The organism is Methylophaga sp. UBA2689, assembly GCA_002354555.1.
Taxonomy (GTDB): Bacteria; Pseudomonadota; Gammaproteobacteria; order Nitrosococcales; family Methylophagaceae; genus Methylophaga.
Map to the genome: position 1 here is coordinate 1 of DELT01000017.1, position 23,477 is coordinate 23,477.

The window sequence follows — 23,477 nt, forward strand, 5'->3', positions numbered from 1 at the left end:
TGCCTTGATTGACGCTTTTTCAGATCACAACAGAGGCGGAGATGAGAGAGCAATAAGCCTCAGACAGCTAAGTGCTAAAGACTCCATGAGAGCGACAAAGTATATTTGAAATCGTTTTTACTAATCTCATCTTCGGTTTCAGAGTCATATTCATTGGTCATGCCGACTTTTAACGCTACGCCAGCACGTTCATCCAAATCAAGGATCCAATCAAATGTTGTTACATTCCGGTAGGCATCGAAAGAATCGAAGCTAGGATAAAACGTATTGGCTAACGCTAAACGTTGCGCAGCATTAATACGCCAGCGTGTTTCGAGACCTAACAATCCTTCAGGGGTAAATTCTTCACGTTCGCCACCAAACGTTCTGTTAAAGCCCGCACCGGAACGTCCAACGAATAACCAATCATCAGTATTTGCGAATTCATAACCATAACCAGCGTTGGCATTGAGCCGATAGTCGTAATCTTTGAATTTATCGACGTCCAATCGCCCACCAGCAAACATGAACCATGGTGTCTCAGGTTGCAACCAGTCGCGGTTAATTGAAGTGAAAAAACTGTTGTCTGAAGTTTCCTCTTCGGACTTAGCATAATAATATGCCGTTCGGCTGTTAATCCGGGTTTTTTCGGTTGCCAGGTCAGCATTAAATGCAACATTAACCTGACTGTTATCAGATTTCCCCCGGCTTCCCGCCAGTCCAAGATCAAAGCGTCTTTCCCAGTTTGTTAACCAGCCGGTCCCCAGCAGGCCATTATCTTCGGGTTCTGCCTCAGCAAGGTCAGCCGGTTCAATAATCGGGGTTTCATCTGTTGGAGTTTGCTGGGCCAGAGCGTCATAATCTGTTTTGATTTCGGAAACTGTATTGGTGTTAAGGATCATTTCACCAAGTAGTTGATGTTTAATAGTAAGGGATTCCTGATTACGTTCTAATAAATCACCTTGCAAACGATCACCGTTGGTGAGAATCAACGTGACGGGTGCAGCGTGAGATAAAACAGGTACCAACAAACAAACGAAAACGATTTTTTTCAAAAACAAAATATGTTCCTATGGCTGAATTGTCCGCCATATACTAGCGATTACTGCGACGAATGTCAGGAGTAATTTACCGGGAATTTTTCTTTAAATATCGGGAGTATTAACCCGGTCTCGATTTATCTTTTATCAGTAACATTACTTAGGGCTTATTAAGTCATCCTGACAGAGATAATGCAGTAGCTATGCTTTGCTTTCTAATCTAACAACCATCATTGTTTAGGCTACCATCTGGCATCGTGGTGTTGCAGAATTTAATGCCTCGATCATGAACGCCTTTCATTGATGCCCCGGTTAAGTCTGCGCCACTCATATCCGAAAAAATCAAATGTGCACCATCCAGTTTGGCGTTTTTCAAGTTGGCATCCATCAGCTGGGCGTAATCCATTAGGGAATTACTCAGATCGGCGCCTTCAAGCTGTGCTCCCTGCATACGTGAATGAGTAAACCAGGCCCCTTTAACATTGGCATTGGTAAGAATAATGCCTTTTAGATTTGCTTCACTCATATCAGCACCTTCCAGATCATGACCTTCCAGTGGCGCTTCACTTAAATTGCAATGGTGACATTGGTTTTGTTCAAGCAGTCTTTTTAAATAAATTTTATCGTATGCGTAAGCGGCGCTACTGAATAAACTCAGGACTGTGATAATCACCATTGATTTCATTTTACTTACCTCAACTTCATTAATATAAGTTTTAATCGGTCCAGCCATTTTCAAAAAAATGTTCGTTTAAAGGACGCCGCTGTCTGGCTTTTAGTTCCCGCTCTAATGCTTCAGCGCTCAACGTGTCCAGCGCTGCAGGGTACCCAATAGCAATTACTGACCACAGGTTTACATTTGTTGGTATAGATAAAGCGTCTCGTAATTTATCAGCATCAAATCCACCCATCTGGTGAGACATCAGACCGAATGCGGTTGATTGTAAACATAAATTAAGACTGGCTGCGCCAGTATCATACCCATTCCAACGGTTTTCGCTGCCGTTATGAGTGAAATGGGGCAGGGATGCAGTTACGATCAATAACGGAGCATTAACCGCCCACTCCTGATTGCCCGGCGCAAGACAATCCAATGTTTTTTGCCAGCTTATTTCATCTTTGAATTTGTTACAGATAACATAACGCCATGGTGCTTCGCCATAGCAGGAGGGCGCCCATAATGCTGCTTCACAAAGTGCCATGATGATGTCATCACTGACCGCCTGCGTTGCATCATAAGCCTTGCCACTCCAACGCTCAGCTATAATGGAAGCAAGTTTCTGTTCTGTTTCAGCGGGTTTTTGAATCAAGATGCATTATCCCTTTAATTAACCTGGCAATTGAATGACGGGTTTATCAGCCGGGCGATAAAAACCACCTATATGACCGATTACCATGACTAAATCTGCACCGGTTTTTTCCGCGATCTCATTTAGCATTTGCTGGCGATCAGCTTTTTCCTGCCCGCTGACTCGGACTTTTATCAGCTCGTGGTAAGCCAACGCGTTTTCAATTTCAGCCAGTACGTTTTCAGTTAGACCCGCGTTACCAATCATTACTACGGGCTTTAGCGGGTGAGCCAATCCTTTCAGATATCGGCGTTGTTTATCATTGACTGCCATGTGAAGAGCTACCTGTATTAAAATGCTGTGATTATATCAGGATAGTTTCATGACTAAACACAAGTTCACCGTCACCGCAGCACGTGGCATGTTGCCGTTGCTGGAAACCGAACTCAAACAAATCGGTATTAAACAATACAAAACAGAGGCGGGTAGCATTCGTTTCACCGGTAGTCTTAAAGAAGCCTATCAAGTCTGTTTATGGTCACGCGTCGCAGTCAGAGTGCTGATGCCAATCGCCCATTTCACCGCCGAAACGACCGATCAGCTTTATAACGGGATTAAAGAGCTTGCCTGGGAAGAGCATATCGATGCTGAGGACACCACCCTGGCAATTGATTTCAATAGTTTCCGCTCGAAAATTCATCATACTCAGTTTGGTGCGCAGAAAGTTAAAGATGCCATCGTAGATCGACTGCGCGATTTATCGGGTAAAAGACCTTCCGTTGATTTGCATCAGCCGGATCTGCGGGTAAATGTCTACCTTAAACATAACCAGGCAATTGTCAGTATTGATTTGTCCGGTGAAAGTTTGCATAAACGCGGCTATCGCGTCAGTCAGACGAATGCTCCGATAAAAGAACACCTCGCGGCAGCCATCTTATTGTCTGCTGAATGGCCAAAGCTTGCCCGTGAAGGTTGGGCATTGCTGGATCCGATGTGTGGTAGTGGTACCTTTTTAATCGAAGCAGCATTGATGGCGGCTGATATTGCACCAGGTTTACAGCGGGATTATTTTGGTTTTCTCTACTGGAAGCAGCATGACAAGGCTGCCTGGCAACAATTAAAGGCGGATGCTGAAAGAAGACGCCTTAGTGGACTGGCGCGTTTGCCGATGATAATGGGCGGGGATCAGGATAAATCTGCCGTTGAGGCGGCCCAGGCCAATATAGAAGCCGCCGGACTGAGTGATCGTATTCAGGTTATCCATCGTGATCTGCAGAACTGGGCAACGGTCGCTCAAACTCTACCTGACGTTGGACTATTAGTTTCAAACCCGCCATATGGACAACGTATTGGTGATGCCGCTTCGTTACATAATGTTTACGAAGAGCTTGGTGATTTGGTAAATCAGCATCTACCGGCATGGCGAACGACCATTATCACTGACAACGCCCAGCTGGGTAAATTGACTGGTCTCACTATATTTGACAGCAAGCCTTTTGACAACGGCCCTATTGCCTGTGAAGTTTTGTCATATCGCGCTCCCAAACCATTACGCCGCGATGCCAAACCGGTGCAGCAGGAAATGGCGGAATCACCTTCTCCCTGGGATAAAACGCCAAAAACCAAAGTAAAACCTGCTGTAAGTTCAGCTGTGCTGGATGATGTTTCTCCACAAGCGGAAATGTTCGCTAATCGATTGAAAAAGAATGTTCGGCATTTAGCCAAATGGGCACGCAAAAATCAGTTGGATTGTTATCGGGTTTATGATGCTGATTTACCAGATTATGCTGTGGCTATTGATGTTTATGGAGACTACGTTCATGTGCAGGAATATGCACCGCCAGCGGATATCGATCCGTTAAAAGCCAGTGAACGTCTCGACGAAGTCATGCAAATTATTCCGGCTGTGCTGGGTGTAAAGGAAGATAAAGTGGCGCTAAAGTTACGCCAGAAACAACGTGGTTCTAACCAGTATGAGTCACAGGCGGCTTTACGCCAGCGTTTTGAAGTCCGGGAAAATGATCTTCGCTTCTGGATTAATCTGACGGATTATCTGGATACCGGATTATTTCTGGATCACCGAATCACCCGGCAGATGCTGGCTGAAAACAGCAGAAACAAAGCATTTCTGAATCTGTTTGCCTACACCGGCAGTGCAACCGTTTATGCTGCTGCAGGCGGCGCCAAATCGACTACCACCGTAGATATGTCAAATACTTACCTTGGCTGGGCCAGGGATAATATGCAATTGAATAACTTTGTTGGTGAGCAGCATCAGTTTATTCGAGCGGATGTATTGGCCTGGTTAAATGAACCCGCTACACAGAATTTACGCTTTGATCTGATATTTGTTGATCCGCCGACCTTTTCCAACTCCAACAAAATGGAAGGGGTATTTGATATTCAGCGTGACTATAGCGATATGCTGCACAAAGTCGCCGGATTGTTAAATCCGGGAGGAGAAATTTTCTTCTCCACCAATCGACGCGATTTCAAACTGGATGTATCCACATTGCAAGGGCTGGAGATAAAAGACATTAGCAAAGCAACCTTACCAGCTGATTTTGAAAGAAATTCAAAAATACATTATTGCTGGCGTATACAAAAATCAGCTTGAACTATCGAGCGTAGCTTTTATTTCCTGCCACAATGCTTCATAAGCTTTATTCACCGTCGAGTTGGCTGCAAAAGCCGCTAAAGGCGCTCTTACATCGCCCATTTTTTCCACTACAGCCGCGTAGGGAATGGCTGTTTGCAAACCATGTTTCAGCATCTTGGGTGGATGTGCCAGCATAACGCGATGCAGACTGCGACGGCGATCTGCCATGGTGAAAAAGGGGTGAAGACGTTTGGGCTTAAGATTATTTTCTTTGAAAAAGTCTCGTGTCTGTTCAAAGGTGCGCATCGATAAATGGCTGGGAATAATCGGTACATAGATCACATCAGCCGCAGCGAACATCTGTTCAGTCAGTTCAGAAAAACTGGGCGGACAATCCAGCACAATCAGCGAATAGCTCTCGCCAAACGGGGCTAACAGCTTAGCCAGCTGATTTTTTTTATCACCGGCTTTTGCGAGATCCAAATCCATTTGCCGGAATGAAAAATCGGCAGGAATAATATCCAGAGAAGGATAATCGGTACTTTTAACTAATTCACCGATAGGCGTTTTACCAGATAACAGTTTTTTGGCTTCCGCTTTGGACTTGCTTTTGCGTTGTAACAACCAGCTGGCAGCCCCCTGCGGATCCAAATCCCACAAAAGAGTAGGAATACCCTCATTAGCGGCCTGCCAGGCAATATTAACTGCAGACGTGGTTTTACCCACGCCGCCTTTCAAATTAAAGAATGCGATGATTTGCATGATTAATTGATTTTCGCCAATTCTTCCAGAAGCATGTTCTGTGCACTGATCATTTCATCTCCTTCGTTGCGGGCTGCCCGATGGTAACGACCATCAGCGGAGAGGATCCACGCCTGTGTATTATCAGCAAGATATAAATTCAGATCGGCAATAATGCGTTTTTGCAGTCGTTTGGATTCAATCGGGAAACAGGTTTCCACTCGACGCAAAAGGTTACGTTTCATCAGATCAGCACTACCGGCCCAGATTTCAACCTGGCCATCGTTTTCGAAATAAAATACCCGGGTATGCTCGAGAAACTGTCCAATTATGCCGCGCACCTGGATATTTTCTGATACGCCTTGAACACCTGGTTTTAAAGTACAGATGCCGCGGACAATCAAATCAACTTTAACGCCAGCAATAGAAGCTCGGTAGAAGGCATTAATCATTTCCGGCTCAACCAGTGCATTGACCTTGACGATAATGCGAGCATTTTTGCCGGCTTCGGCATGTGCAATCTCGCGGTCAATTTTATCCAGTAATCCTTGATGCAGATTGAAAGGTGCATGCAGTAATTTATGCATTTTGGGAATTTTGCCAAGGCTGGTCAGCTGAATAAACAGGTTATTAACATCTTCACCAATCTGTTTATCAGAGGTCAGCAACCCATAATCGGTATAAATACGTGAAGTACTACGATGGTAATTGCCAGTGCCCAGGTGGACGTAACGACGTAATTTGTTATTTTCACGACGCAGAATGAGCAGCATTTTGGCATGGGTTTTATAGCCAACAATGCCATATACGACATGAGCTCCCGCCTGTTGTAACTTGGAAGCCAATGCAACGTTAGCTTCTTCATCAAAACGTGCCCGCAATTCAATAACCACGGTAACTTCTTTTCCACCGTGAGCAGCGGCAACCAGTGCATCGACGATCGGTGAAACAGCACCTGTGCGATATAAGGTTTGTTTGATGGCCAGCACGCTGGAATCTGAAGCCGCCTGCTTGATCAGATCAATGACAGGGGTAAAGGATTGATAGGGATGATGTAAAAGCACATCCTTCTGTTTTAACAGCCCAAAGATTTCCACCTCTGACGTCAGACCATTGGGTCTTCCCTGAGTAAAGGGCTTGAATTTCAAATCCGAACGTTCAACCATTGAATGCAAAGCCTGCAAACGGCTTAGATTCACAGGGCCATTGACCAGATAGACGTTATCCTGATGCATTGCACACTGGTCACGCAGGAAATTAACCATTTCTTCAGGACAGTTATGAGCAATCTCAAGACGTACTTCGTCACCATAATTACGATGCGTCAATTCATCTGCAATGGTTGCCAGTAAATCACTGGTTTCTTCAGTATCAATGGCCAAATCACTGTTTCGGGTAACGCGAAATTGATAACAGCCCTTGATTTTCATTCCAAAAAACAAATCATCAGCAAATGCATGAATAATCGATGATAAAAACACAAAGTGATATTGCCCCGGTTCACATAATTCCGCAGGTAGCTTAATGACCCGTGGTAGTGCTCTGGGTGCCTGTAATATGGCAAAACCAATGTTACGGCCAAAAGCATCTTTTCCATCCATCGATACAATAAAATTTAAGCTTTTATTGAGTAAACGTGGAAACGGATGAGAAGAGTCCAACCCAATGGGGCTGAGGATGGGTTGAATTTCATCGCGAAAATATTGTTCCAGCCAGGCACTGTGTTCACTTGTCCACATTGGTCTTGGCAGGACTTTAATGCCTTCCTGCTCCAATAATGGTAATAATTCGTTATTCAATATCGAATATTGTTCATCAACCAATTCATGCGCACGTATGCTGATCAACCTTAATGCTTCCTGAGCGCTGATTTGATCAGCTTCCAGGTAGGGATCGCCAATTTCGATCTGTTGGATAAGACCGGCAACTCGTACTTCAAAAAATTCATCCAGATTGGTACTGGAAATACACAGATAATTCAGTCTTTCCAGCAATGGCACACTGGGATCCAGAGCCTGTTGTAATACGCGCCAATTGAACTCCAGCAGACTCAACTCACGATTCAGATAAAGGTCGGAGCTATTCAGATCAATTTGTGTTTCCATGTTTTCCATTTTGATGGCTTGTTTGAAGGTTAATGAACGATAAGCTTGAACATAAAAGTTACGGTTTTTGTGCAGTGTTTCTGTAACCCGATACCCCCAAGCAAACTAGAGGGATTTGATGACAATCTGATGACAACCTACCAACGATATTTGTCATAGTTTTCCGGATTCGCCCAAAAACGACTGTTGAGCCAGTCACGTTTGGGCTGGTAGTTTTCAATAGCATAACTGAACACCTGTAAACCATCACTGGTTCCGGCAATATGATGCAGGCCCATGGCCAGATAATCGCGAAATTGCCATCCTTGTTTTTGCGCCAGCGCAGGATCGGCAATCAAAATGATATGCGGTGCATGCAAATTGCGTAAATAACCCAGCCATTGCTGTCCGGCCTGTAACGGCAAAGTTTCCGTCAAATCGCTGATTACCGCCAGATCCACACTGTGAATTTGCTTCAGTTGTGCTTGTTCAAATGGTGTCGCCAGCGCCTGTGATCTGGTATCTTGGCAGTCGTTCAGGCATAGCTTGGCCGTATCTCCCGCAACCAATACAGATTGCGGATCAAATTGCTGTATCAGCGTACTGAGCAGCGAAGACAATAAGACTGATTGATTCATGACTGACCAGCATAAAACATCTACCGAGTTCTGGAAACACAAACGTCTTGGACAGATGACACATACCGAGTGGGAAAGCCTTTGCGATGGCTGTGGACGATGCTGTCTGCATAAACTTGAAGATGATGCCGATGAACGGATGTATTACACCCGCGTGGCCTGTGAATTACTGGACATTTCAACTTGTCGCTGTAAGGATTATGCTAATCGTCAAAAGACTGTGCCGGATTGCATTCAACTCAGCGTAGAGCAGGCACATTTTTTTGACTGGTTGCCCGATACCTGCGCCTACCGTTTACTTGCCGAAGGTGAATCGTTACCAGAATGGCATCCGTTGATTACCGGTGATCCGCAAAGTGTAATTGATGCAGGGGTTTCTGTTCGCAATGTGGCTATTAGCGAATCAGAAGATATTGATTTAACCGAAGAGGTTATTGCGTTGCAGCCACCTGTTTACCCGCATGACACCTGAAGAAAGCCGAGAATTCACTGCCCGTCTGGAACAAGCTGCATTGATGCTGCTGGAGATGGAAATTTACCGAAAACCTGATGATTTGGCACGTCGTTTTGGATTGCCATTGCCAGTGGTACGTTACTGGTGGCGCCACACCGATGAAAAAACGCGTCCAGTCGATCAAAACAGTCTGTCACCCCGTGAAGTTAAAGTAATTCGTAAAGCCACCCAAACCCTGGAAGGTTGGGAAAAGATAAAACGTTATCGCCCGCCATGTGGTGCACGATTACCAGGCGGTAAGAAGTGCAAACGTTCAGTGGCGATCCGTCAGCCTGAAGCATGGGCATTGGGCGCTCTGGCCGATCGTTGTCGTTTACATGGCGGTAATGCCCGGCGCATCATTCGTTCTAAAAAACAGGACGATACAGAATGAGGGACTTATGCTTGAGACAACGGAAATTCTGAAGCTGCTTCTGACGTTATGTAACGAGCAAAAAAGCGGCACGTTTTTTTTAACGACTGCCGATAACAAAGCCTGCCATATTATTTTCGAACAGGGTCAAATTGAAGCGATGGCATTTGGTTCAGTTAAAGGTATTGCTGTTGCCAGATTGTTACCAAGATTAATCATTGAACGAACCAGTTTTAACAGTACGCTGAAAATGCCGTTAAGCGGACGGGCCAGCATTGAAGATCAGGCAGATATTTTCGCCGCGCTGGGATTACGACGCCAGGCAAGATCTGAAAATGTGGTTTCTGCCAGTCACTCTAAAACCCCACGTATGTATCGAGGTCACCTGGTTGTTGAAAAAGAGCAGCCAGATACGACGCAAAATAGACTTAAGAGTCCCTCCGAACCGGTCGAGAAACAACCCTCTGCAAAGCCTAAAAGTAAACGGATTTATCGTGGCCAGATCATAGAAGATTGAAACAATCGACTGAATTTGTCACATTGATGCCACAAAATCGTTAACATATCGTCCAGTTTCATACTCCGGAATTCATCATGAGCAGCATGTCTCCCCAAACCCTCAATCGTGGTTTACTTGATTTTATTGATACATCACCCACACCGTTTCATGCGGTAGCCAATATGAAAGCGGCTCTGGAGGCTGCCGGATACAAACCACTAAATGAAAAAGATAGTTGGGGAACGTTATCGGCAGGGGGATATTATGTAACCCGCAATGATTCATCCATAATTGCGTTTAATCTGCCCGATATCAATCTGGCAGAAGCAGGCTTGCAAATGGTGGGGGCACATACCGATAGCCCCTGTTTAAAAGTAAAACCGCAACCGGGAACGGTAAAAAATTCATTCTGGCAGCTGGGTGTTGAAGTTTATGGTGGAGCGTTGTTAAACCCCTGGTTTGACCGCGATTTATCAATGGCTGGACGCGTAAGCTTTGTTGATACCGATGGTCAATTAAGTCATGCGTTGGTTAATTTCAAAAAACCTGTGGCGACTATTCCCAGTCTGGCCATCCATCTGGATCGGGACGTCAATCAGAATCGCAGTATTAATCCTCAGCTGCACTTGCCACCGATAGTGCTGCAGACCGAAGAGGGGGATAAACCGGATTTTCGTGCCTTACTTGAGCAACAGCTCAGATCCGAGCAAGGTGAACTGACGGTGGGTAAAGTGCTGGATTACGAAATCTGTTTTTACGATACCCAGCCGTCGGCGCTGGTCGGCATCAATGAAGACTTTATCAGTGCTGCGCGCCTGGACAATTTATTGAGCTGTTATATTGGCTTGCAGGCGTTACTGGCGGGCTCGAAAAATAAGGCAAATTTACTGGTATGCACAGATCATGAAGAGGTTGGCAGTGTATCGACCAGTGGTGCACAAGGCACCTTTTTACCTGCAGTTTTGCAGCGACTGGCCCAGGATAATGAAAGCTATCAGCGAATGATCCAGCACTCATTATTAATTTCTGCGGATAATGCGCACGGTATTCACCCCAACTATGCTGATCGGCATGATGAACAACATGGTCCCATCCTGAATAAAGGACCGGTGATTAAAAGTAATGCCAATCAACGCTATGCCACTAACAGTCAAAGCAGCGCTCGTTTCCGGCAGCTTTGTGAATTGGCTGATGTGCCAGTGCAGGATTTTGTGGTGCGAACTGATATGGGCTGTGGCAGCACTATCGGTCCGTTGACGGCCAGTAATCTCGGCGTTCACACTCTGGATATCGGGGTGCCTACTTTTGCCATGCATTCGATTCGCGAGCTTGCTGGTAGCCAGGACACAACGCATTTATACAATGCACTCAAACAGTTTTTTAATTAAATCAAAGGAATACAAACACTATGTCAGAAACAGTTGATGAGTTAACGGTGACCTATCAGGAAGGCGATGTTACTACAGTAAAAGAACTTGATAAGGTTGTGCTTACTAAAGGTGCCTGGGCTACTGTTATGTTCCGTTATCAGGATCTGGATCGCAAAACAGGCGAATTTGGTCCTGATAAATATACGATTCGTCGCTATCAAAAACGTAATGGGGAGTATGGCCAACGTTCAAAATTCAATATCTCCAGCCGCGATCAGGCGCAACAGATCATTGAAGCATTAACCCGCTGGACCAAAGACTGAATAGAATCAATTGCCGATGAATAAGAGTTTATTAACCAATCTCTGCGCCGCAGCAGTGGTTGGCATAGGTTTATTGCTTGACTCACCCTGGCGTGAACCGATTTTATCAATGGGTATGTTTGCGCTGGCCGGCGGGATAACTAACTGGCTGGCTATTCATATGCTGTTTGAAAAAGTACCGGGATTGTACGGATCCGGAGTGATTACAGCACGCTTTAGTGAGTTTCGCACGGCGATTGAAAAACTGGTGATGGAACAGTTTTTCAATCAGCAGAGTCTGGATCGTTTTGTCAGCGAAATGCTCGATGATAAGCGTGACCATCAACTCGATTTTTCTGAAATCATCGATCAAACAGACCTGAATCCGGTGTTTGATAATCTGGTTGCCACCATTATGGAGTCATCCTTTGGCAGCATGTTATCAATGGTCGGTGGTGCCAAGGCGCTTAATCCACTGAAAGAACCCTTTGTCCGTAAAATGCAGCATTCATTGAATGATATTGCCCATAGCGAACATTTTCAGCAGCATCTGCGGGAAAAGCTCAGCAGTGGCCCGGTTAGCGATGATTTATATCGGCAGATTTATGCCATCGTCCACAGTCGATTGGAAGAACTGACACCGTTAATGGTCAAGCAGATGATTCAGGATCTGATTCGTCAGCATTTGGGCTGGCTGGTTGTCTGGGGTGGCGTATTTGGTGGCCTGATAGGATTGCTGACCAGCTTTTTACCGTTGTGAATCCTTGGTCTGTGAATTTTTGCCGGTTATGTGCCGCGCCAGTGACGTTTTATCAGAATTGGCGCGGTCGCGATTACTGGCAATGCAATGAATGTCATGCTCTGCAGATGGATAAACAGCATTTGCCAGATAGGGAAAGCGAAACAGCGTTATATCTGACCCATGAAAATGATGTTGATGATCCACGATATCAGCAGTTTGTCTCACCCATCACCGAGGCTATTCTAAGCCAGATTACCCCAGACAAAATCGGTCTGGATTTTGGGGCGGGGCCAGGGCCTGTTATCAGTAAAATTATTTCTGAAACAGGCTATCAGACAAAGCTGTATGATCCGATTTTTCACCCTGATAACAGCGTGTTAGCCGAGCAGTATGATTTTATTATCTGTTGCGAGGTGATTGAACATTTCCATCAACCGGCGGTGGAATTCGCCCGGCTTAAATCGTTGTTAAATCCTGGCGGTAAATTGTTTTGCATGACTCAACTATTTGAGAACAGCATTGATTTTGCCAAATGGCATTATAAAAACGATATTACCCATGTGTTTTTCTATCATCGCGATAGCCTGAATTTCATTCAGCAACAATTTGCTTTCAGTACTGTTGCGATTAACCAGCGTTTGATAACGTTTACGAACTGAATTGTTCGCGAATTGCGACAAGATGCTCAGCAGGCAATTCGATTACTACGCTGACCATATCAGTAAATTGCTGATCGATAATTCGTCCTTTGATCTGTTTAAGCTGATATTCCAGCATCTGTAACTGGCTGTAATCAATCTTTAAGCTGAATTGCGCCATTTCTACCCAGGGAAGCTTTCCTGCCGCATCGATAGCTTGTTTGGCGGCATTTCCATAAGCTCGGGTCAGACCTCCAGTACCTAATTTAACCCCGCCAAAATAACGAATGACCGCCACAACCGTATTAATCAGGTCTTCACCCTGTAACGGTGACAGAATGGGCCGACCTGCAGTGCCGGATGGTTCGCCGGCATCAAAAAAACGTTCGGTGATAAAACCTTCCGCTGAGCGGATCCGCCAGGCAAAGGCCAGATGATTTGCAGAAGAATGTTGGGCAGCCAATTGTCGAAGCTGTTTTAAAGCCGATTGTTCACTGTCACAGTGCATGGCCACGCCAATAAACCGTGATTTTTTGATTTCCGATTCGCTGATTGAGGAAGTGCGAAGTATAAAAAACTGGCTGGACATCTTATTTACTATAGGAAAATACAGCCTGACAATTTACCATATCGGCATATTTTGCTCGCCTGTCAGGTTGGGCAATGTCTAAATTCATCGCAATTAATCAGGTAGCACAGTTTGTCAGAAATAAGTTTTGCAGTTGGCCAACGTTGGGTCAGTAACAGCGAGGCCGAGTTAGGCCTGGGTATTATCATTGAAGTCACCGGAAGACGAATTGAAATTTCCTTTCCGGCTGCCGAAGAGCAGCGCAGTTATGCGGCTAATAATGCACCATTGAGCCGAGTGGATTATCCGCTGGGGGAACAGGTAAAAACCCGTAAAGGACAGATTTTTACCATCAGTGAAAAACATCCGTTAAATGGCTGTGTGATTTATCAGGGGGAAACCGCTGAGGGAGAAGCTGTCAGTATTCATGAGATGGATCTGGATAGCTTTGTACAGTTTAGCCAGGCATCAGATCGTTTATTTGCCGGTCAGATAGATAAAAACCGCCAGTTTCAATTACGCCTCAGAACCCATCAGTATTTTCATCGTTTACATCAGTCACCGGTGTTTGGTCTGTTGGGCGCTCGGGTGCAATGTCTGCCGCATCAGTTTTATATTGCCTCACAAATGGCCAACCGTATTTCTACCAGAGTTTTACTGGCCGATGAAGTTGGCTTGGGGAAAACGATTGAAGCCGGCTTGATTATGCATCAGCAAATCATGCAGGGACGGGCCAGTCGCGTATTAGTCATCGTTCCCTCCGCTTTGGTGCATCAGTGGTTGGTGGAAATGCTGCGACGTTTTAACCTGGCTTTTACGGTGATTGATGCCGAACGTTACGAAGCACTGGTTGAATTAGACGAGGGCAATGCCTTTGATAGCGCACAATTAGTTTTAACTGATTTACAGACTTTGGAAAAGCATCCTGAAATGCAAACAGATGTATTGCAGGCAAGCTGGGATATGTTGGTAGTGGATGAGGCGCATCATCTGCAATGGCATGAAGATCAGAGCAGTGAAAGTTATCAACTGGTGGAAAAGCTGGCTGCGCAGATTGCCTCAGTCTTATTGTTAACTGCTACACCTGAACAGCTGGGTATGGACAGTCACTTTGCCCGTCTGAAGTTACTGGATCCGGATCGCTATTATGACTTAGCGAAATTTCGTGAAGAACAGCAGCATTATCAGCAAATCAGTCTGTTACTCGATCAACTGATGGCTGTTGAATCAGCCATTGATTTCGATAAAAACAAAAGTTTAAAAGCCCAATTAAAACCTTATCTGGATGATGAGTTGTTATCTGCACTGGCTGACAGTGATGAATTTGAAGCAGCACGTGAACAGGCTAAACAACGGTTTCTTGACCAATTCGGTACCGGGCGGATTTTATTCCGTAATACCCGCGATACGGTTAAAGGGTTTCCTGAGCGGCAGTTAACAACTTATCCACTGGAATTTCCAGAGCAGTTTTTGCCCGAAACCGACAGCGAACTTACTCACTTGGTACAACCAGAAACACTTTTAGGTGAAGACTGGCTGGAGCTGGATCCGCGGGTTGAATGGTTGGTGGACTGGCTGAAACAGCACCGTGGAGAAAAAACCTTATTAATTACCGCCAATGCTGAAACTGCAAAAGAGCTGGAGTTACATCTGCGACTGCAACATGGCGTGCGTAGCGCCGTATTTCATGAACAGATGACGTTAATTACCCGCGATCGTGCTGCGGCTTTTTTTGCTGATGATGAAGAGGGTGCACAAATTCTGATCTGCTCGGAAATTGGCAGTGAAGGGCGTAATTTTCAGTTCTGTTCGTATCTGGTTTTATTTGATTTACCGCTCAATCCCGATTTGCTGGAACAGCGCATTGGTCGACTGGATCGTATCGGCCAGCGTAATACCGTCAACATCGTTCTGCCGTTTTATCAGGATACTGCTCAGCAATTGTTGCTGGACTGGTATCAGCAGGGTTTAAATGCGTTTGAATCGGTTTGCAAAACTGGCAGCGCACTACGCGAGCAATTTGCTGATCAGCTGGAACAGTGCTTGCGGCATCCCGAAGACAAAAAAGCTTTTGCCAAATTGCTTAAAGATACCCAAAAGGCTGAGCAGCAATTACGCGAAAGTCTCAGTCAGGGCCGGGACCGACTGCTGACAATGAATTCCTATGATGAAGCAGCGGCAACAGAGATCCTGATGCAGGTAGACGATGCCAGCAGCCCATTGGAACTGGCAGCTTTTATGGATGATTTCTTTGATGCTTATGGTGTGGAGCAACAGGCCCACAGCGCTGACAGTATTATATTGCAGCGTGGAGATGAGTTACGTAGTGATGAAATTGACCTGCCAGAAGATGGTTTAACGGCCACTTATCAACGCGCACGAGCATTATCCCGCGAGGATATGGCATTCCTCAGTTGGGAACATCCATTGGTGTTATCGGCAATGGACGCGGTAATCAGTTCTGATCTGGGCAATACGGCATTCTGTCAGTTAAAAAGTAATCTGGTGCCAGCCGGAAGTTTGTTACTGGAAGTCGCCTTTGTAATGCATTGCCCTGCACCGAAGCAGTTTAATATCACGCGGTATATTCCAGAATCGTATCTTCGAATTGTTATAGATGAGAACGGCCGGTGTTTTGAAGAACAGTTGCCTGAGCAGGAAATGAATCAGCAAGCAGGTCGTATTCCCAAACATACCGCCCAGCAGATGGTGCAGGCCGCCAGATCCCGAATCGATAATTTAATTGACGCAAGTAAAAAAATGGCAGACCAACATCAAAAACAGTTAATAGAACAGGCTATCAGTAAAATGACCGAGCTGACTGACCATGAATTAAACCGTCTGCAGCATCTTGCCGAACAAAATACCCATATCAAACCTGCAGAAATTGAAGCGCTACAGTCGCAACAGCAACAGTTGCAACAGTATTTGCAACAGGCTGAACTGAAATTGGATGCGTTACGCTTAATCATCGTGACAGAAGCGGAGTGATCTGCCAAAGTCACCAATGAAAATTTAACGGAGTAGGGTTTTGATTAAACGTTTGTTCCCCCCTTTGCTGGTTGTGGCATTGGCCATCGTAATATTCATTACGTTGATCAGTAGCCGTCCCCAGGCTCCGGTTCAGGAACGTCCGGAACAGGGCGTCTTGGTTGAGACCCAGACGATTGATTTTGCTGCATTATCACCAACCTTAACGTTGTATGGTCGTCTTGAAGCCCCGCAAATGGCTAATTTACGGGCAGCTGTTACCGCCGATGTTGCTGAAGTTTATGTGTTTGATGGCGATTATGTCGAACAAGGTGATGTGCTGATTGAACTGGATGCTCGAGAAGCGCAATTGGCGGTAGAGCAGGCTGCTGCCGAACTGGCATTGATTGATGCACAGATCGACGCAGAAAAGTCGCAGCTGAAACGCAATCAAGCCCTGCTAGGTACGCAACAGCAATTGGTTGATTTGGCTAAAGCAGCGGTGAATCGTGCCGAAAAGTTGCAACAGAGCCAGTTGTCATCACAGGCTTTACTGGATGAATCCATCTCTTTACAAGCCCAACAAAGCCTTGAGCTTAAACAACGGCAATTTGATATTCAGGATCATCCTATTCGAATTGCTCAGCTTCAGGCAAACCGTCAACAGGCTCAGGCACAACTGGATCGTGCAGAACTGGATCTGAGTCGTACCGTAATCGAAGCGCCATTTTCAGGTCGAATAACTAACCGGCAAATTGCCAAGGGTTACCGGGTACAGGTCGGTGATGCCTTAATGACGCTTTATGATATGCAGCAACTGGAATTGCGTGCATCCATTCCACAGGCGTATCTGGCGGATATTTACTCAGTGCTTGATAAACAGCGTTTGATCGCCACCGCAGAAGTTTCCGGTCAGCAATATGAATTTGAATTACAACGCCTCAGCGGTGAAGTGAATGCCAATGTGGCAGGAAGAGATGGTCTGTTTCGCCTAAAAGGTGATCCGGGACCATTGGCCGCAGGACAGTTTGTCAGTGCCCAACTGGATTTGCCTGTTCGGCAGGATACTGTGGCCATTCCTTACAGTGCTTTATATGGTCTGGATAGGGTGTACCGGGTTCGTAATAATCAGCTTGAAGCGGTGCAAGTCAGCAAAATCGGTGACTATTCAGATCGGGATGGCAAAAGTCGCTTGCTGATTCAAAGCGATGCTTTGCAACAGGGCGATCAGATTATTACTACTCAATTACCAAATGCCATCAATGGGTTATCCGTAAGTATTAAAGATGAATAATACGGTGAAACGCGACTTTATTGGACTCTTTGCCCAACATCGGGTTGCGGCCAATCTGTTGATGATAGTGATGATCCTTGCCGGTGTTCTATCATTAAATCGTATTAATACTCAGTTTTTTCCAACATTCGCATTGGACATTATCACCGTCAGCATTGAGTGGCGTGGTGCCAGTGCCGAGGACGTCGCCGAATCGATTACCCGCCAGGTAGAGCAGGAGCTTCGCAGTGTGGATTATGTGAAAAAGATGACCTCAACATCTTCTTACGGTATGTCACGGGTCACACTTGAGTTTATTGAAAAAAGCGATATGGGGCAGGCCCTGGATCAGGTCAAGGATCGTATCGCTCAGATTAGAAATTTACCCACGGATAGTGAAGAGCCTGAAGTCACCCTGGTCACCAATTATGAAAGTGTGGCGCGCATTCTGATCACCAGTGAAACCGCTGATCTGGCTTCCCTGCGTTACCTTGCACATGATATTGAGCATGAGCTGCTGGATCGCGGTATTTCACGAATCAATATCAGTGGATTACCACTTGAAGAAATCGCCATTCAGCTGGATAAAACCAAGTTGGAAGCACTGGGGCTGGATCTGGATGAGGTGGCTGATCGTATTGCCCAGCTGAGTCAGGATTTACCCGCCGGTGAAATTGGTAATGATGAGAGCACAAGACAGATCCGCAGTCTGGATCAGGGGCGTGATGTACAGGCTTTTGCCGAATTTGCTTTGCAGTCTGATTTTGCCCATGGATTGGTGAAACTTGAAGATGTGGCCACCATTGAACGGCGCCCCTTACGTAAACAGATGAATCTATTTTATCAGGGGCAACCCGCCATAGAACTGGAATTGCAACGCACGGAAAACGCTGATTCACTAGAAAGTGCACGGGTACTTGAACAGTGGCTGGATGAAAAATCCGGAACACTGCCTGAAGGTGTGGAGCTGAAAGTCTATGACGCCAGCTGGCAACTGATTAAAGAACGGATCAATTTGCTTTTAAAAAACGGCCTGGGCGGGTTATTGCTGGTATTGGGCATTCTGTTTCTGTTCTTGCATGGGCGGGTCGCATTCTGGGTAGCAGTGGGGATTCCGGTATCGTTTATGGCGGCTTTGGCAGTGTTATATGCACTGGGTGGCAGTATTAATATGATCAGCCTGTTCGGTCTGATCATGTCGCTGGGGATTATTGTTGATGATGCCATCGTGGTCGGTGAGGATGCATTTGCCCATTATCAGAGTGGTGAACCGTCACTGACAGCATCGGAAGGTGGTGCCAGACGTATGCTGGCTCCGATTTTATCTTCTTCGCTGACTACCATTTCATCCTTTATTCCGTTAATGCTTATCAGTGGTGTGATTGGCAATATTCTGTTTGATATTCCCTTTGTGGTGATTTGCGTGATTATCGCCTCGTTGATCGAGTGTTTTCTGATTCTGCCGGGCCATTTGCGCCATAGCTTTCAAAATATTCATCATGCCAAGCCTTCAGCAATACGTGCACGACTGGATGATGCTTTCAATTATCTGCGTGATGATCTTTTCCGTCCATTAGTCACCAAAGCGGTAAAAAATCGTGGTTTAACGGTGAGTATTGCCATGGCGTTACTGATCATCAGTTTTGGTTTACTGGCAGGTGGTCGTATCAGTTTTAACTTTTTCCCATCACCTGAAGGCACCACGGTGCTAGCCAATGCGCGCTTTGTTGCCGGAACGCCGCGCAGTGAATCTGATAAATTTTTGCAACATCTCACGGCGACATTGCAGCAAACTGATCAGCAATGGGACCAGCCACTGGTTGATGTTGCTACCAGCAAGTTGGGTGCGGCGGGTACTGCCGGGGGTATGTCGGATGCTCAGGTTGATGACCGTTTTGCCTCAATGCAGGTTGAATTGACTTCACCGGATGAGCGCGATGTGCGTAATCAGACATTTATTAATGCCTGGCGCGAGAAAATTGTTATTCCAGCAGGTATTGAAACCTTCACCATATCTGAACGGCGGGGTGGGCCCCCTGGCAGTGATATTGATATTCGGCTCACCGGTGGCACGACCGATAATCTCAAGGCAGCTGCCAAAGAAGTTATTGAAGCTTTACAGCGTTATCCCGGCGTTAGTGCAATTGAGGATGATTTGCCCTATGGCCAGTCGCAGTTGATTTATCGCCTCAAAGAGCAGGGCGAGGTGTTGGGTTTAACGGTAGAAAACGTTGGCAGACAACTACGCTCAGCTTATGACGGACGTCTGGTACAGATTTTTCAAGATGGTGATGACGAAGTTGAAGTGCGGGTGATGTTTCCAGATAGCCAGCGAAATACTCAGGCATCACTGGATGATTTTATGATCCGTTTGCCAGATGGTGGCAGTGTGCCGCTGGACTCAGTGGTGCACTTTGATGCCCGCCGCGGTTTTGATGTGTTGCGGCATACTGATACCCGCCTGGCGGTACATGTCACGGCAACCGTAGATAGTCAGGTCACTAATAACAACAACATTCTGGCGGATTTACAGGAAGAATTTCTACCTGATTTAATGGCGCGTTATGGCATCCAGGTGGTGTTTGAGGGCAGGGCAGAAGAACAGGCTGATACCATTGGTGATATGAAGCAAGGCACGCTGCTGGCCTTTGCGTTAATCTATATCATTCTGGCCTGGGTATTTGCATCATATGGCTGGCCGTTAGTAGTAATGACTGCCATTCCATTTGGTCTGATTGGAGCGCTGGTCGGCCATTGGTTACTCAATATCGACCTGACCATTCTGTCGTTATTCGGCATCTTTGGACTGTCGGGCATCGTGGTCAATAATGCGATCATTCTGGTGACCTTTTTCAAGAACTTACGTGAAAAAGGCCTGGAAACCCAAAATGCCATTATTGAAGCCTCGGTTTTACGGTTAAGGGCAGTATTATTGACTTCTTTAACCACTATCGGTGGGCTCACGCCATTACTATTTGAAACATCGCCTCAGGCGCAGTTTTTGATTCCAATGGCTGTATCGATTTCGTTTGGTTTGATGTTTGCCACTATTTTAGTATTACTGGTCATTCCGGCATTATTGTCGTTCCATGAAAGCATTGCCGAAAATTTTGCCAAACTTCGTAACGGCAAGACACAAACCACCGAATAAGGGGTAGAACATGAAACTGCGTATGTTGTGTTTATTATTCGGACTGAGTTCAAGTTTGTTCAGTTATTCCGTTAATGCTGAGGAAGCGGATCCCATCACGTTGAAAACACTGACGGATTACGTTTACAGCCAGCACCCTGCCAGACAAGCTGAATCCAGTATGGATGCGCTGGCACAAAGTCGTGCAGCTCTTGCTGATAAGTTATTTGCCGAACCTTTAAGTTTATCGGTAAATCATTTTAATGATGTCATTGGAAGTGGTGAGGGACTACAGGAATGGGAATCTTCAGTAGAAATGCCGATTTGGCTACCAGGCGAGAAACGTCAGCAGCAGAATCTGTCACGTCATCTGGCTGCAGAACTGCCTTACTATCAACAACGGATTCGCCTTGATGCCTCGGCACAGGTAAGACGTCATGTCTGGCTGGTAATGCTTTCTGCTGCCAAAGTTCGCCATGCCGAAACATTACGGGACAATGCCCGGAGCTTACAAAAGAATGTTGAAAATCGGGTAGAGGGGGGAGATTTAGCCAGCTCAGAAGCTTTGTTGGCAAAAAGCCATCATCTGGAAATGCAGTCACAACTGGCTTCAGCAAAAATGAATTTGCAACAAAGCTTAAATCAGTACCAGTACCTGACGGGACAGCAGGTTTTACCCGATGTAATTGAAGAAAGCTTACCGGCGTCTCTAGAAATTGATAAAGCCCATCCGTTATTAGCTGAGTTAGAGCAACAAATAGCCCGACAACGCAGTGAAATGGCTAATGCGCGGTATGACAATGTGCAGCATCCCAGCCTGTCTGTTGGTGTTAAACGTGAACGGGATGAACATGCCGATCCCTACAACAACAGCGTTGGTGTGGGCGTCAGCTTTGCCTTGAACAATGAACAATATCAGCAACCGGCTATTGCGCAGGCCAGCCGGCAGTTAGCCGATTTGCAGATTGCTCAGCAGCAACAGAAACGTCAGCTTGAAGCTGACTTGCTTGCCGCGATGGATACGCTTAAAACGTTGCAACAGAGACAGGCGCTATTGAAAGAACAATACGCAGTCAGTCAGCAATATGTTGATATGCAACAACGCAGTTTTGATATGGGCGGTGTCGATTTAACGAGCTTTTTACGTAGTCAGGAAGTTGCTGATAAACATCGTCACCAACTATTGCAACTGGAAATCGAAATTCAACAACAGATTGCACAGATTAATCAGATTGCCGGACGTACTCTGTAATGAAAAACGTTCTCTTTAATCTGCAACTGTTTCCGCTCGCATTCTGGCGGCTAGGTCTTCCCACAATGACAAGCGTGAGGCATCACCCACCCGTTGTCCTTCGCCACGGGATTTGGCCAGCCATAATCCTGTACCATTAAAACTGTAAACAGGTGTCAGATCCTGACGACGACTGGCCGGTTGAATTTCATTAATCAGATTGTCCAGCACCAGTGGAATGGCACGTTTATTTTCAAAATACGTCAACACCATATGTGCCTGATTCAGATCAATGGCTTTAACATAAGTGATACGAAGTTTATCTTCATCCACCCCAAGCTGTTTCAGGGTGAAATATTTGGCAATGGAATAATCCTCACAATCGCCAGCCCCCAGTGACAGCATTTCTATTGGCGTAGCCCAGTAATCCTCTTTATCCCATAACAAAATATCATCAACAAACAGGACATTACTGTTAAAAAAATCGTTCACTACCGCGAGTTTTTCCCGCTCTGTTAAATCCTTATTTTCCTGCATCAATATTTGCCAGGCTTCAACGCGTTGTCTGGCCTCACTATCGTATTCATTTTCAATTCGTTGCAATAACGCTTCTGAAATCAGCAATTCTGCCAGCAACGGAACAGAAAACGGCAGCCACCATATCAGTAGAAAGGTTAATACTATAGGTTTTAGCCGAAGCAACATTGATTAACGACTGATCCCGAACAAGCCAGCCTGCTGCAACCAGAGAAAGTCTTGTTCGTCTTTTGCACTTTCTGCTAATACTCTTACTTCCAGTAAGCGAGCAATTTCCTGAATGATATCGAGCAAGTCCGGTTTATTGGTATTACTCCGGATATCGGTAGTCAGATCGCGTGCCAGTCGAATGTAATCAATATGCAGATCTTTTAGCAGATTCACCGGAATCACATCGCTGCTATAACGTTTTAATAAACTATGAGCGCCTAACTGTCTGACAAAGATGCTGAAATTGGTGAATGTATCCAGATCTTTGGCCGCAGCATAAGCGGTCACACTAAAAGCTAACAGGGCAGGTGATAAGCCTGACTGAATGACTGTTTTGCCAAGCCATTGACGGAATTCTGCTGAAGCAATTGATGCCAGAGAAAGGTTGATTGTGACAGGAGCCGGATTGGACTCTTCGCCCATCAAGTCCAACACTTTTTGTACAATGTGTTTGTCCAGCGTTTCAACCAGATCAAAAGCTTCAGCCATTGAAAAGAAGGTACCAATAGGCAGTAAACCACCGTTTGCATCACGAACTTCGGTAAAGGCTTCACGCATTACCAGATGGGGTTTTGCCGTATCACTGTAGTTGTAAGCCTGGTTGGTAAAGGTAATCATTGCCGAATCTGTATTAATTACCTGTTCAATAGTGGCTTTCCAGCTCATTTCAGACATTGAACTTAAGGTGTTTTCCTTGATGTAAAAAGCATTGGCTTCAATCAAACGTGCTTGCTCATAGGCCTCAATCAATGCTGGCATGAGTCGCTCAAC

General features: G+C 45.7%; 22 protein-coding genes. 12 read left to right on the top strand and 10 right to left on the bottom strand.

Annotation, left to right across the window (positions count from 1 at the left end):
• Positions 1 to 74: 74 nt before the first annotated feature.
• From B3M51_RS01685 to yhbY, 4 genes are all read right to left on the bottom strand, one after another.
• Positions 75 to 1,040, bottom strand: a complete 966-nt coding sequence (locus B3M51_RS01685) for a DUF481 domain-containing protein (protein ID WP_292756401.1) — start codon at positions 1,038 to 1,040, stop codon at positions 75 to 77.
• A gap of 199 nt (positions 1,041 to 1,239) precedes the next feature.
• The gene (locus tag B3M51_RS01690) at positions 1,240 to 1,704 is read right to left on the bottom strand and encodes a pentapeptide repeat-containing protein (RefSeq protein ID WP_292481753.1); all 465 of its coding nucleotides are present in this window, start codon (positions 1,702 to 1,704) and stop codon (positions 1,240 to 1,242) included.
• Between the two features lie 31 nt (positions 1,705 to 1,735).
• Entirely contained in the window at positions 1,736 to 2,329 is a 594-nt protein-coding gene (locus B3M51_RS01695) for a nitroreductase family protein (RefSeq protein ID WP_292756403.1), read from the bottom strand.
• Positions 2,330 to 2,347: 18 nt separating this feature from the next.
• Positions 2,348 to 2,641: a ribosome assembly RNA-binding protein YhbY gene (yhbY, locus tag B3M51_RS01700; RefSeq protein WP_292481759.1), complete on the bottom strand. Its 294-nt coding sequence runs from the start codon at positions 2,639 to 2,641 to the stop codon at positions 2,348 to 2,350.
• A 49-nt stretch (positions 2,642 to 2,690) separates the two neighbouring features.
• Here yhbY and rlmKL point away from each other — a divergent pair, with 49 nt between their 5' ends.
• Positions 2,691 to 4,925, top strand: a complete 2,235-nt coding sequence (gene rlmKL / locus B3M51_RS01705) for a bifunctional 23S rRNA (guanine(2069)-N(7))-methyltransferase RlmK/23S rRNA (guanine(2445)-N(2))-methyltransferase RlmL (RefSeq protein WP_292756405.1) — start codon at positions 2,691 to 2,693, stop codon at positions 4,923 to 4,925.
• Here rlmKL and B3M51_RS01710 read toward each other — a convergent pair.
• From B3M51_RS01710 to B3M51_RS01720, 3 genes are all read right to left on the bottom strand, one after another.
• Positions 4,917 to 5,669, bottom strand: a complete 753-nt coding sequence (locus B3M51_RS01710) for a ParA family protein (protein WP_292356830.1) — start codon at positions 5,667 to 5,669, stop codon at positions 4,917 to 4,919. The genes rlmKL and B3M51_RS01710 overlap by 9 nt on opposite strands.
• Positions 5,670 to 5,671: 2 nt before the next feature.
• On the bottom strand, positions 5,672 to 7,753 hold the full coding sequence (ppk1, locus tag B3M51_RS01715; RefSeq protein ID WP_292756407.1) for a polyphosphate kinase 1: 2,082 nt from the start codon (positions 7,751 to 7,753) through the stop codon (positions 5,672 to 5,674).
• Positions 7,754 to 7,890: 137 nt separating this feature from the next.
• Positions 7,891 to 8,370 (bottom strand): DUF6231 family protein, encoded by a 480-nt coding sequence (locus B3M51_RS01720; RefSeq protein ID WP_292756409.1) that lies wholly within the window; start codon positions 8,368 to 8,370, stop codon positions 7,891 to 7,893.
• Here B3M51_RS01720 and B3M51_RS01725 point away from each other — a divergent pair.
• The 7 genes from B3M51_RS01725 (at position 8,369) to B3M51_RS01755 (ending at position 12,808) form a co-directional block, all read left to right on the top strand.
• Positions 8,369 to 8,842: a YcgN family cysteine cluster protein gene (locus tag B3M51_RS01725; protein WP_292481766.1), complete on the top strand. Its 474-nt coding sequence runs from the start codon at positions 8,369 to 8,371 to the stop codon at positions 8,840 to 8,842. The genes B3M51_RS01720 and B3M51_RS01725 overlap by 2 nt on opposite strands.
• A complete protein-coding gene (locus B3M51_RS01730) occupies positions 8,832 to 9,257 on the top strand; it encodes a hypothetical protein (RefSeq protein ID WP_292756411.1) in 426 nt (141 codons plus the stop codon). Before B3M51_RS01725 ends, B3M51_RS01730 begins: the two co-directional genes overlap by 11 nt.
• 7 nt (positions 9,258 to 9,264) lie before the next feature.
• Positions 9,265 to 9,753 (top strand): hypothetical protein, encoded by a 489-nt coding sequence (locus tag B3M51_RS01735; RefSeq protein ID WP_292481770.1) that lies wholly within the window; start codon positions 9,265 to 9,267, stop codon positions 9,751 to 9,753.
• Between the two features lie 86 nt (positions 9,754 to 9,839).
• The gene (locus B3M51_RS01740) at positions 9,840 to 11,123 is read left to right on the top strand and encodes a M18 family aminopeptidase (protein ID WP_422655664.1); all 1,284 of its coding nucleotides are present in this window, start codon (positions 9,840 to 9,842) and stop codon (positions 11,121 to 11,123) included.
• A gap of 20 nt (positions 11,124 to 11,143) precedes the next feature.
• Positions 11,144 to 11,428 carry a hypothetical protein gene (locus B3M51_RS01745; RefSeq protein WP_014707111.1) on the top strand — a complete coding sequence of 95 codons (285 nt, stop codon included), beginning with the start codon at positions 11,144 to 11,146 and terminating at the stop codon, positions 11,426 to 11,428.
• A gap of 16 nt (positions 11,429 to 11,444) precedes the next feature.
• Positions 11,445 to 12,167, top strand: coding sequence for a DUF445 domain-containing protein (locus B3M51_RS01750; RefSeq protein WP_292481775.1), 723 nt, complete (start codon positions 11,445 to 11,447; stop codon positions 12,165 to 12,167).
• Positions 12,168 to 12,178: 11 nt separating this feature from the next.
• Positions 12,179 to 12,808, top strand: coding sequence for a class I SAM-dependent methyltransferase (locus B3M51_RS01755; RefSeq protein WP_292756415.1), 630 nt, complete (start codon positions 12,179 to 12,181; stop codon positions 12,806 to 12,808).
• Here B3M51_RS01755 and B3M51_RS01760 read toward each other — a convergent pair.
• On the bottom strand, positions 12,798 to 13,376 hold the full coding sequence (locus B3M51_RS01760; RefSeq protein ID WP_292756417.1) for a YigZ family protein: 579 nt from the start codon (positions 13,374 to 13,376) through the stop codon (positions 12,798 to 12,800). The two genes, B3M51_RS01755 and B3M51_RS01760, sit on opposite strands and share 11 nt — an antisense overlap.
• A 111-nt stretch (positions 13,377 to 13,487) precedes the next feature.
• Between B3M51_RS01760 and rapA the strand changes: the two genes are divergently transcribed.
• The 4 genes from rapA to B3M51_RS01780 are packed head-to-tail and all read left to right on the top strand — an operon-like array spanning position 13,488 to position 21,980.
• A complete protein-coding gene (gene rapA / locus B3M51_RS01765) occupies positions 13,488 to 16,346 on the top strand; it encodes an RNA polymerase-associated protein RapA (RefSeq protein WP_292756419.1) in 2,859 nt (952 codons plus the stop codon).
• Between the two features lie 40 nt (positions 16,347 to 16,386).
• Positions 16,387 to 17,619, top strand: coding sequence for an efflux RND transporter periplasmic adaptor subunit (locus tag B3M51_RS01770; RefSeq protein ID WP_292756421.1), 1,233 nt, complete (start codon positions 16,387 to 16,389; stop codon positions 17,617 to 17,619).
• Entirely contained in the window at positions 17,612 to 20,749 is a 3,138-nt protein-coding gene (locus B3M51_RS01775) for an efflux RND transporter permease subunit (protein WP_292481787.1), read from the top strand. Before B3M51_RS01770 ends, B3M51_RS01775 begins: the two co-directional genes overlap by 8 nt.
• 10 nt (positions 20,750 to 20,759) lie before the next feature.
• The gene (locus tag B3M51_RS01780) at positions 20,760 to 21,980 is read left to right on the top strand and encodes a TolC family protein (RefSeq protein ID WP_292481789.1); all 1,221 of its coding nucleotides are present in this window, start codon (positions 20,760 to 20,762) and stop codon (positions 21,978 to 21,980) included.
• A gap of 15 nt (positions 21,981 to 21,995) precedes the next feature.
• On the opposite strand, the gene B3M51_RS01785 is transcribed toward B3M51_RS01780, so the two are convergent.
• Together B3M51_RS01785 and B3M51_RS01790 are read right to left on the bottom strand one after the other, a co-directional pair.
• Positions 21,996 to 22,664, bottom strand: coding sequence for a transglutaminase-like cysteine peptidase (locus tag B3M51_RS01785; protein ID WP_292481792.1), 669 nt, complete (start codon positions 22,662 to 22,664; stop codon positions 21,996 to 21,998).
• 3 nt (positions 22,665 to 22,667) lie between these two features.
• The coding region (locus B3M51_RS01790) for an EAL domain-containing protein (protein WP_292756424.1) at positions 22,668 to 23,477 on the bottom strand (810 nt) is incomplete at its 5' end.

Excerpts from the sequence above, each read along its gene's own strand:
- B3M51_RS01690 (WP_292481753.1), bottom strand. The coding sequence starts at position 1,704 with ATGAAATCAATGGTGATTATCACAGTCCTGAGTTTATTCAGTAGCGCC.
- yhbY (WP_292481759.1), bottom strand. The coding sequence starts at position 2,641 with ATGGCAGTCAATGATAAACAACGCCGATATCTGAAAGGATTGGCTCAC.
- rlmKL (WP_292756405.1), top strand. The coding sequence starts at position 2,691 with ATGACTAAACACAAGTTCACCGTCACCGCAGCACGTGGCATGTTGCCG.
- B3M51_RS01710 (WP_292356830.1), bottom strand. The coding sequence starts at position 5,669 with ATGCAAATCATCGCATTCTTTAATTTGAAAGGCGGCGTGGGTAAAACC.
- ppk1 (WP_292756407.1), bottom strand. The coding sequence starts at position 7,753 with ATGGAAACACAAATTGATCTGAATAGCTCCGACCTTTATCTGAATCGT.
- B3M51_RS01725 (WP_292481766.1), top strand. The coding sequence starts at position 8,369 with ATGACTGACCAGCATAAAACATCTACCGAGTTCTGGAAACACAAACGT.
- B3M51_RS01720 (WP_292756409.1), bottom strand. The coding sequence starts at position 8,370 with ATGAATCAATCAGTCTTATTGTCTTCGCTGCTCAGTACGCTGATACAG.
- B3M51_RS01730 (WP_292756411.1), top strand. The coding sequence starts at position 8,832 with ATGACACCTGAAGAAAGCCGAGAATTCACTGCCCGTCTGGAACAAGCT.
- B3M51_RS01735 (WP_292481770.1), top strand. The coding sequence starts at position 9,265 with ATGCTTGAGACAACGGAAATTCTGAAGCTGCTTCTGACGTTATGTAAC.
- B3M51_RS01740 (WP_422655664.1), top strand. The coding sequence starts at position 9,840 with ATGTCTCCCCAAACCCTCAATCGTGGTTTACTTGATTTTATTGATACA.
- B3M51_RS01745 (WP_014707111.1), top strand. The coding sequence starts at position 11,144 with ATGTCAGAAACAGTTGATGAGTTAACGGTGACCTATCAGGAAGGCGAT.
- B3M51_RS01750 (WP_292481775.1), top strand. The coding sequence starts at position 11,445 with ATGAATAAGAGTTTATTAACCAATCTCTGCGCCGCAGCAGTGGTTGGC.
- B3M51_RS01760 (WP_292756417.1), bottom strand. The coding sequence starts at position 13,376 with ATGTCCAGCCAGTTTTTTATACTTCGCACTTCCTCAATCAGCGAATCG.
- B3M51_RS01775 (WP_292481787.1), top strand. The coding sequence starts at position 17,612 with ATGAATAATACGGTGAAACGCGACTTTATTGGACTCTTTGCCCAACAT.
- B3M51_RS01780 (WP_292481789.1), top strand. The coding sequence starts at position 20,760 with ATGAAACTGCGTATGTTGTGTTTATTATTCGGACTGAGTTCAAGTTTG.
- B3M51_RS01785 (WP_292481792.1), bottom strand. The coding sequence starts at position 22,664 with ATGTTGCTTCGGCTAAAACCTATAGTATTAACCTTTCTACTGATATGG.